The organism is Vibrio sp. 10N.222.48.A3 (genome assembly GCF_041475345.1).
In the GTDB taxonomy this organism is placed as follows: domain Bacteria; phylum Pseudomonadota; class Gammaproteobacteria; order Enterobacterales; family Vibrionaceae; genus Vibrio; species Vibrio tasmaniensis_A.
Window position 1 is genome coordinate 1 of record NZ_JBFRVX010000457.1, and the last position, 8,470, is coordinate 8,470.

At 44.1% G+C, this 8,470-nt stretch carries 8 protein-coding genes and 2 tRNA genes; 8 read left to right on the forward strand and 2 right to left on the reverse strand.

Annotated elements, in window-relative coordinates; genetic code table 11:
* Nucleotides 1–79 precede the first annotated feature (79 nt).
* Nucleotides 80–1,126, reverse strand: a complete 1,047-nt coding sequence (locus tag AB4653_RS13720) for a porin (RefSeq protein WP_009847550.1) — start codon at nucleotides 1,124–1,126, stop codon at nucleotides 80–82.
* A 515-nt stretch (nucleotides 1,127–1,641) separates the two neighbouring features.
* On the opposite strand from AB4653_RS13720, the gene greA reads away from it, so the two are divergent.
* Nucleotides 1,642–2,115, forward strand: a complete 474-nt coding sequence (gene greA, locus AB4653_RS13725) for a transcription elongation factor GreA (protein WP_009847549.1) — start codon at nucleotides 1,642–1,644, stop codon at nucleotides 2,113–2,115.
* A gap of 124 nt (nucleotides 2,116–2,239) precedes the next feature.
* Here the strand turns inward: greA and yhbY are convergent, their stop codons facing one another.
* Nucleotides 2,240–2,536, reverse strand: a complete 297-nt coding sequence (yhbY, locus tag AB4653_RS13730; protein ID WP_004734509.1) for a ribosome assembly RNA-binding protein YhbY — start codon at nucleotides 2,534–2,536, stop codon at nucleotides 2,240–2,242.
* A gap of 114 nt (nucleotides 2,537–2,650) precedes the next feature.
* Between yhbY and rlmE the strand changes: the two genes are divergently transcribed.
* From rlmE to AB4653_RS13765, 7 genes are all read left to right on the forward strand, one after another.
* Nucleotides 2,651–3,280 carry a 23S rRNA (uridine(2552)-2'-O)-methyltransferase RlmE gene (rlmE, locus tag AB4653_RS13735; protein WP_009847548.1) on the forward strand — a complete coding sequence of 210 codons (630 nt, stop codon included), beginning with the start codon at nucleotides 2,651–2,653 and terminating at the stop codon, nucleotides 3,278–3,280.
* A 107-nt stretch (nucleotides 3,281–3,387) separates the two neighbouring features.
* Complete coding sequence (gene ftsH, locus AB4653_RS13740) at nucleotides 3,388–5,346, forward strand: ATP-dependent zinc metalloprotease FtsH (protein WP_102257748.1); 1,959 nt, start codon at nucleotides 3,388–3,390, stop codon at nucleotides 5,344–5,346.
* A gap of 89 nt (nucleotides 5,347–5,435) precedes the next feature.
* The gene (folP, locus tag AB4653_RS13745) at nucleotides 5,436–6,266 is read left to right on the forward strand and encodes a dihydropteroate synthase (RefSeq protein WP_009847544.1); all 831 of its coding nucleotides are present in this window, start codon (nucleotides 5,436–5,438) and stop codon (nucleotides 6,264–6,266) included.
* A 21-nt stretch (nucleotides 6,267–6,287) separates the two neighbouring features.
* The gene (glmM, locus tag AB4653_RS13750; RefSeq protein WP_009847545.1) at nucleotides 6,288–7,628 is read left to right on the forward strand and encodes a phosphoglucosamine mutase; all 1,341 of its coding nucleotides are present in this window, start codon (nucleotides 6,288–6,290) and stop codon (nucleotides 7,626–7,628) included.
* A gap of 278 nt (nucleotides 7,629–7,906) precedes the next feature.
* Entirely contained in the window at nucleotides 7,907–8,239 is a 333-nt protein-coding gene (gene secG / locus AB4653_RS13755; protein WP_009847546.1) for a preprotein translocase subunit SecG, read from the forward strand.
* 16 nt (nucleotides 8,240–8,255) lie between these two features.
* A tRNA-Leu gene (locus AB4653_RS13760) sits at nucleotides 8,256–8,340 on the forward strand.
* 53 nt (nucleotides 8,341–8,393) lie between these two features.
* Nucleotides 8,394–8,470 (forward strand) — tRNA-Met (locus tag AB4653_RS13765).

An 8,470-nucleotide genomic window follows, 5' to 3' on the forward strand; every position in this document is an offset into this window, starting at 1 on the left:
ATACAGATATAAAAAACGCCCGCTATAGAGCGGGCGTTTTGATTCTCAATTAACTAATTAATCAATTAGATAATCAGAATTAGAAGTCGTAACGTAGACCTAGAGCTAGCTCGTCTTCAGCTTGTGCTGAAGTTGCAGCAAGGTTGCCGCCAGCAGTACCGAACTGGTCACCCGCTGAGATTAGGTTGAAGTTGTACGATACATAGCCACGGAAGTTAGGCTTGAAGTAGTACGTTGCATCAACAGCGATATTGTCAGCAGACGTTTCACCATTAGTTTCAGCGTTGTTGTATGTAGATGAGAATACTGTTTGACCTAGAGTGTAAGCCGCTGCTACTTCGTAACCAGTGTAATCACCGTCGTTCTTAGCAACTTGACCATCTGTAAATACACCAGCGAAGTATAGGTCGCCCATAGTGTAAGAACCAGAAAGCATGTATTCGTCTTGTGCGTTGTTACCAGAGTATTGACTTGCGTAACCTGCACCTAGTTTAACACCAGTTTCACCGATTGCGTAGATACCAGATAGAGAGTAACCATCAGCACTGTTGTCGCTGTAAGAAGCAACAGCATCGCCTTCGCCTGCTGGAGTACCGTCAGCTTTTAGTTCTGTACGGTCAGCAAAACGGTAGCTTGCTTTAACGCTTAGGTCTTGGAATTGACCTTTGTAAGAAAGCATGTTGTCAGCACGGTCAGCAGCATTGATTTTCATTGCTGCAGAGTTACCGTGGTAAGCCATGATATCGGTAAAGTCAGTGATTACGCCTAGAGCGCCGTCGTTTTTACCGTAAGTTACTTCACCAAATGTACCGCCAAGTCCAGCGTAAGCGTAACGGTTAGTTAAGCTGTCGCTGTTTTTGTCAGTGCCTGCGCCGTTTTCAGCCGTTGTGAACTCGCCTTCGTAGAAACCAACACCGTATAGGCCATCTTGGATTTCAACTTGACCTAGGAAGTTAAGACGGATACGAGAGTTGTCTTGAGCGTTACCATCTTTCATAGATAGACGAGCTTCCGCACGGCCACCCATTTCTAGAGAAGTACCGTCTTGGTTGTATAGTTCTGAAGCGTTAGCACCAGTAGCAAGAGCTGCAGCAGATACAGCAAGCGCGATCATAGTCTTGTTCATGTTATTAATTCCTAATTACTGTCCATAAAGGTATTTATCAAGGATTTGAATCCTTTTTGTATATTGCTCGTATTAATCAAGCTTCATAATCATGCTTAGAACAAAAGCGTGAAACTTGCCAGAGCAATCCGTGGGGTACTTTTTACCCCTAAAGTTCCACCATCAGGTAGTAAAATGATATCAATAAAAATTATGAACACTGTTTTATTGAGTTTGCGTGTGTTTAAGTATTTGTTTTTATATGATTTTTATAAAAGTGTGATCTGTGTTTATTTGGTTTATTTTTGTTTTTTTTAGATATTTCATCGCTAACTTATTGATGGTGAGGTTATTATTCATTTTTGTGATGTCTGTAATTTAGACCTAGATAAAGCTTTTATAACGCAAAGTGGAATAAAGGTGATTTAGCCATAAAGTTTGTTTACACTAAGCCAAATCGTTTTGTTTCTATCACCCAATAAGTATGTTGGGTGGATTTATGTTGGCCAAAGAAAGCTTTGGCATAGAGGTAAAAAATGGAAAAGGTTCCAATGACAGTACGTGGCGCTCAGCAGCTACGTGACGAATTAGATCGCCTACTTAAGCTACGTCCTATTATTTCAGCAGCTATTGGTGAAGCTCGTGAACTCGGTGACTTGAAAGAGAATGCTGAATACCACGCCGCTCGTGAAGAGCAGGGTATCTGTGAAGCTCAAATTCGAGATATTGAATATAAGCTATCACTGGCTCAGATCATCGATGTAACGCAGATGGATAACACAGGTAAGATTATCTTTGGCACGACAGTGACTTTGATTGACGTAGATACGGATGAAGAATTCCGCTACCAAATCGTTTCTGAAGATGAAGCCGATATCAAAACGGGTCGCATTTCTGTGAAATCCCCAATTGCACGTGGCCTTATCGGTAAGATGGAAGGCGATGAAGTACTGATCTCTACCCCAGGTGGTGATAAAGACTTCGAAATCGACAAAGTAGAATACATCTAATTGAATTTTCTTTGTTTTTGATAAGTAAAAAGGTCGCTAATGCGACCTTTTTCGTTTCTCACGCTACACTAAAAGCTAAGCGCAGTGGCTTTCTTTTAATGAAGTTAGCTTATATCAAGCTCGCTTACTTGCGTGGAATCTCGATTTTACGTGCTTCTGACTGACGGAACAGTACTAGAACTTTACCGATAGTCTGTACTTTCTCAGCTTTAGATTCACGTACAATTGCATCGATAATCAGTTGCTTAGTCTCACGGTCTTCTGATGCAACTTTAATCTTGATCAGTTCGTGGTGGTCTAGAGCTAATTCGATTTCCGCTAGAACAGCTTCAGTAAGTCCATTTGCGCCCATTAGCACAACAGGTTTTAAACTGTGAGCTAGGCCCTTTAGATGCTGCTTTTGTTTGGTACTTAGGTTCATTACGCGGCCAATTTTATTTAGTATTAGGGTTGAAAAAACCTATTTTAACGCCATCTAAAGCTGAAGACTATAATTTATTCAGCAATTAGTACTTTCCTCCAATTTAGGTATCCAATGAGCAAACAGAAACACTCGGCCAGTTCGGGCCGTTGGTTGAAGGAACACTTCGACGACAAGTACGCAAATGAAGCCAGAAAAAAAGGCTATCGTTCGCGTGCTTATTTCAAAATGGAAGAGATTCAAACGAAAGATAAATTGCTGACTCCAGGGATGACCATTGTGGATTTGGGTGCAGCGCCTGGCGGTTGGTCTCAATATGCTGCTAAGATTATCGGAGACAACGGTCAAATCATTGCGTGTGACTTGTTACCAATGGATCCGATTGCTGGAGTGAGCTTTTTACAAGGCGATTTCCGCGAAGAAGCTGTGCTAGATGCGTTGCTGGAACGTATACAACCAAACATGGTTGATGTCGTGATGTCTGATATGGCACCTAATATAGCAGGCAACAATTCTGTGGATCAGCCAAGAGCTATGTATTTAGTTGAATTAGCTTTGGATATGTGTCGACAAGTTCTAGCTACCAATGGTAGTTTTGTTGTAAAAGTATTCCAAGGCGAAGGGTTTGACCAATATGTTAAGGACGTCCGTGAGATGTTTAAAACAGTCAAAGTTAGAAAACCCGACTCTTCTCGAGCTCGCTCTCGTGAAGTGTTTATCGTAGCAACTGGTTACAAAGGTTAACGATTCTCTTCCAAGAGTGAGAGTTAACAACATGGCTACAGGTTACAAACTGTAGTACCCTACCTTTAATTACAATTAGTTATCGAGAGGCTTACACCTTGAGTGACATGGCAAAAAATTTAATTCTGTGGCTTGTTATCGCGGTAGTGTTGATGTCGGTATTCCAGAGCTTCGGCCCTGGGGAAAGTAACGGCAGAGCAGTAGATTACACCACGTTTGTACAGGAAGTTGGCCAAGGCCAGATTCAAGACGCACAGTTCAATAACAGCGAAATCACTTTCACACGTCGTGGTGGTGGCTCTAAGTATGTAACTTACATGCCTGTTTATGATCAAAAGCTACTTGATGACTTAATTAATCAAAACGTAAAAGTTCAGGGTACACCACCTGAAGAGCAGAGCCTGCTTGGCACTATCTTCATTTCATGGTTCCCAATGATCTTACTGATTGGTGTGTGGATTTTCTTCATGCGTCAAATGCAAGGCGGCGGCGGCGGTAAAGGCGCAATGTCTTTTGGTAAGAGCAAAGCTCGAATGATGAGCGAAGAACAAATCAAAACGATGTTTGCTGATGTTGCTGGTTGTGACGAAGCAAAAGAAGACGTGAAAGAGCTTGTGGATTACCTTCGTGACCCAAGCCGCTTCCAAAAGCTTGGTGGTAAGATCCCGACAGGTATCCTGTTGGTAGGTCCTCCTGGTACGGGTAAGACATTGCTTGCAAAAGCGATTGCTGGTGAAGCGAAAGTACCGTTCTTTACTATCTCTGGTTCTGACTTCGTTGAAATGTTTGTTGGTGTTGGTGCATCTCGTGTGCGTGACATGTTCGAACAAGCGAAGAAAGCAGCGCCTTGTATCATCTTTATCGATGAAATCGATGCGGTAGGTCGTCAACGTGGCGCTGGTGTTGGTGGTGGTCACGATGAACGTGAGCAAACACTTAACCAAATGCTGGTTGAGATGGATGGTTTCGAAGGTAACGAAGGTATTATTGTTATCGCTGCGACTAACCGTCCAGACGTACTAGACCCTGCATTACTTCGTCCTGGTCGTTTTGACCGTCAAGTTGTGGTTGGTCTACCTGATGTACGGGGTCGTGAACAGATTCTTAAAGTACACATGCGTAAAGTGCCACTGTCAGGTGATGTTGAACCATCTCTGATTGCTCGTGGTACTCCAGGTTTCTCTGGTGCAGACCTTGCGAACCTTGTTAACGAAGCGGCTCTTTTTGCTGCTCGTGGTAACAAACGCAATGTATCTATGGTTGAGTTTGAACTTGCGAAAGACAAAATTATGATGGGTGCAGAGCGCCGTTCAATGGTGATGTCTGAGGAAGTGAAAGAGTCAACGGCTTACCACGAAGCAGGTCACGCAATTGTTGGTCGTTTGGTACCTGAACACGATCCAGTGTATAAAGTATCAATCATCCCACGTGGTCGTGCGCTTGGTGTAACTATGTACTTACCTGAGCAAGACCGCGTAAGCATGTCTCGCCAGCATCTAGAATCAATGATCTCTAGCTTGTACGGTGGTCGTCTTGCTGAAGAACTTATCTACGGTAAAGACAAAGTTTCGACCGGTGCGTCAAACGATATCGAGCGTGCAACTGATATTGCTCGTAAGATGGTAACGCAGTGGGGCTTCTCGGAAAAACTAGGTCCTCTTCTTTATGCTGAAGAAGAAGGCGAAGTTTTCCTAGGTCGCGGCATGAGCCAGGCGAAACATGTTTCTGACGATACAACTCGACTTATCGATGAAGAAATTCGCATTCTTATCGACCGCAACTACGCTCGAGCTAAGCAAATTCTAGAAGATAATATGGATTTGATGCACTCGATGAAAGATGCGCTTATGAAGTACGAAACGATCGATGCGGGTCAGATTGATGACCTCATGGAGCGTAAGACTGACATTCGTGAGCCTGCTGGTTGGGGTGATCAGGCGAAAGCAGAACCTGCAAAGGAAGAAGCTAAACCTGAAGCTAAATCAGAAGCCGAGCCAAAAGCTGAAGAGTCGACAGTTGAAGAAGTTAAATCTGAATCAGATGATGCTCAAAACAAAGATTCTTAATTGCTAAGCTTTAAATTAAAACCCTGAGTACGCTCAGGGTTTTTCTGTTTCTAGCCCAAGATATTTTTTACCTTTAAGACCCACCTTCCATGATATTAAAAGCACACAATAAAACGCTCGTTTTAGACCGCCCACATGTGATGGGTATCCTCAATGTTACGCCTGACTCTTTCTCTGATGGCGGAAAATTCAATTCATTAGATAATGCTTTACTGCAAGCAGAGCGAATGATTCAGGCTGGTGTTAGCATTATTGATATTGGTGGTGAGTCGACTCGTCCAGGTGCTCCAGAGGTGTCCTTAGAGGAAGAGTTAGCTCGAGTTATCCCGGCGATTAGAGCGATTCGCGCCAAGTTTGATGTTTGGATCTCGATTGATACCAGCAAAGCTGAGGTGATGCGCCAGGCTGTTGATGCAGGGGCAGATTTGATCAATGATGTACGCGCACTGCAAGAGCCCGGATCTCTAGAAGTGGCCGCAGAGGCTAATGTACCTATTTGCTTGATGCACATGAAAGGTCAGCCAAGAACCATGCAAGCCAATCCAAGCTACGAAGATGTTCTAACAGATGTCGAAGACTTTTTACAAGAAAGGGTCGAAGCTTGTGAGGCGGTCGGTATATCAAAAGAGCAGCTGATTCTTGACCCTGGTTTTGGTTTTGGTAAAACCATCGAACACAATTACCATTTATTAGCGCACCTTGAAAAGTTTCATACGCTTGGTTTGCCTGTCTTAGCGGGGATGTCGAGAAAATCGATGATCTTTAAGCTACTAGACAAAGTCCCAGCTGACTGCATGGTCGCTAGCGTTACTTGCGCAACAATCGCAGCAATGAAAGGTGCACAAATTATTCGCGTTCACGATGTTGAAGATACATTGGAAGCGATGAAGATAATCGAAGTGATGAATAACAATCACTAATCATAATTAAGGAAAATCAATATGTCTGATAAAAGACGTTACTTCGGCACAGATGGTGTACGTGGAAAAGTGGGCCAGTACCCAATCACACCTGATTTTGTTTTGAAGCTTGGCTGGGCTGCTGGTCGTGTTCTTGCAAAGCAGGGCACAAAGAAAGTGATCATTGGTAAAGATACTCGTATTTCTGGCTACATGCTTGAGTCTGCTTTAGAAGCTGGCTTAGCTGCTGCTGGTCTTCAAGCTACGTTTACGGGGCCAATGCCGACACCGGCTGTTGCCTACCTAACACAAACTTTCCGTGCTGAAGCGGGGATTGTTATCTCTGCATCGCACAACCCCTTCTATGACAACGGCATCAAGTTCTTCTCGTCTGAAGGTACTAAATTGTCGGATGAGATTGAACTCGCCATCGAAGCTGAGCTAGACAAAGATATCGAGTGCGTTGAATCTTCTGAATTAGGTAAAGCGGTGCGCCTAAATGATGCAGCAGGCCGTTATATTGAATTTTGTAAAAGTACATTCCCACACAAAATGACGCTAGCTGGTATGAAAATTGTGGTGGATTGCGCGCATGGTGCGACTTACCACATTGCGCCGGCTGTATTTAAAGAGCTGGGTGCTGAGGTTGTTGCGATTGGTGTGGAGCCAAATGGCACCAACATCAACCATGAAGTAGGTGCGACTGATGTACGCGCTCTGCAAGCTAAAGTCGTTGAAGAAAAAGCGGCGTTAGGTCTTGGCTTTGATGGTGATGGTGATCGTATCATCATGGTTGACGAGCTAGGCAATAAAGTTGATGGTGACCAAATCGCTTACATTATTGCTCGCGATGCACTGCGCCGTGGTGAGTTGAAAGGCGGAGTTGTTGGTACACTAATGACCAACCTTGGGATGGAAAATGGCCTTAAGCAATTAGGTATTCCATTTGTACGTGCTGCTGTTGGTGACCGTTATGTTATGGAACAACTTCTAGCTAAAGGCTGGAAGATCGGTGCTGAGAACTCGGGGCACGTTATCCTATTAGATAAAGTGACGACAGGTGATGCTATCGTCGCTGCTCTGCAAGTATTGGCCTCAGTTGTCGATAGTGAAATGACACTGAATGAGCTTTCTCAAGGTATGACGTTATACCCTCAAGTTCTAGAAAATGTTCGTTTCAGTGGTGATTCAAACCCACTAGAAGCAGAGGCTGTGAAAGCGGCTGTTATTGAAGTCGAGACGGAACTCGGTGAGAAAGGTCGTGTGCTATTACGCAAATCGGGTACTGAGCCACTACTGCGCGTAATGGTCGAAGGTGAAGATGCTGAACTTGTTCAGAGTTCTGCACTGAAAATTGCTGATGCAGTAAAAGCGAATTGCTAATAAAACGTTTGCCGTAACAGGCGAAGTCGGTCTCACTTGTGGGGGCCGGGTTTTAGTTATGTGATGATTAAAAAGGGACGCAAATGAGTTTTGTGTCCCTTTTGCCCTTTTTTTGACCACTTGCTTGGTAAAGGCTTATTTTTTAGTAAATTCCCCTTGTCAGTCATCGTCGCATTCGCTAGTATTGCTCGGCCTTCAGTTAGGAGGTCGCTAGCCTTGTTCTTAAAAATAGTTTTTTGAACGGCGCTGGCTCAACAATTAGGAACATAGGTGGAAAAATGTTTACAGTTCTACTTGTGATTTACCTGTTGGCAGCGCTTGGTGTAATTGGCCTAGTGTTGATTCAACAAGGTAAAGGCGCAGATATGGGAGCCTCTTTCGGTGCTGGCGCTTCAAACACTGTGTTTGGTGCTGGTGGCTCAGGAAATTTCCTTACCCGAATGACTGCAATTTTTGCAACTACATTTTTTATCCTTAGCTTAGTGCTTGGTAATATGTCTACACATAAAACTGAGTCACAGTGGATTGACCCGACTCAAGGTCAGGTGATTCAACAAGCTGAAGATGCAGTGAGTGAAGTTCCGGCGCAAGGCGACGAAATTCCACAATAATCTGTAAAGATTTGATGCCGAGATGGTGAAATTGGTAGACACGCTAGCATGAGGTGCTAGTGCCTTAGGGTGTGAGGGTTCGAGTCCCTCTCTCGGCACCATGTTTACAAACTTGTAAAACATCTTGTTGGGCGTATAATGCTCACAAGTCGGACGCGGGATGGAGCAGTTTGGTAGCTCGTCGGGCTCATAACCCGAAGGTCGTCGGTTCAAATCCGGCTCCCGCAACCA

What these genes read in the sequence shown, in the direction of transcription:
- AB4653_RS13720 (WP_009847550.1), bottom strand. Translation starts at nt 1,126, where the DNA reads ATGAACAAGACTATGATCGCGCTTGCTGTATCTGCTGCAGCTCTTGCT.
- greA (WP_009847549.1), top strand. Translation starts at nt 1,642, where the DNA reads ATGGAAAAGGTTCCAATGACAGTACGTGGCGCTCAGCAGCTACGTGAC.
- yhbY (WP_004734509.1), bottom strand. Translation starts at nt 2,536, where the DNA reads ATGAACCTAAGTACCAAACAAAAGCAGCATCTAAAGGGCCTAGCTCAC.
- rlmE (WP_009847548.1), top strand. Translation starts at nt 2,651, where the DNA reads ATGAGCAAACAGAAACACTCGGCCAGTTCGGGCCGTTGGTTGAAGGAA.
- ftsH (WP_102257748.1), top strand. Translation starts at nt 3,388, where the DNA reads ATGGCAAAAAATTTAATTCTGTGGCTTGTTATCGCGGTAGTGTTGATG.
- folP (WP_009847544.1), top strand. Translation starts at nt 5,436, where the DNA reads ATGATATTAAAAGCACACAATAAAACGCTCGTTTTAGACCGCCCACAT.
- glmM (WP_009847545.1), top strand. Translation starts at nt 6,288, where the DNA reads ATGTCTGATAAAAGACGTTACTTCGGCACAGATGGTGTACGTGGAAAA.
- secG (WP_009847546.1), top strand. Translation starts at nt 7,907, where the DNA reads ATGTTTACAGTTCTACTTGTGATTTACCTGTTGGCAGCGCTTGGTGTA.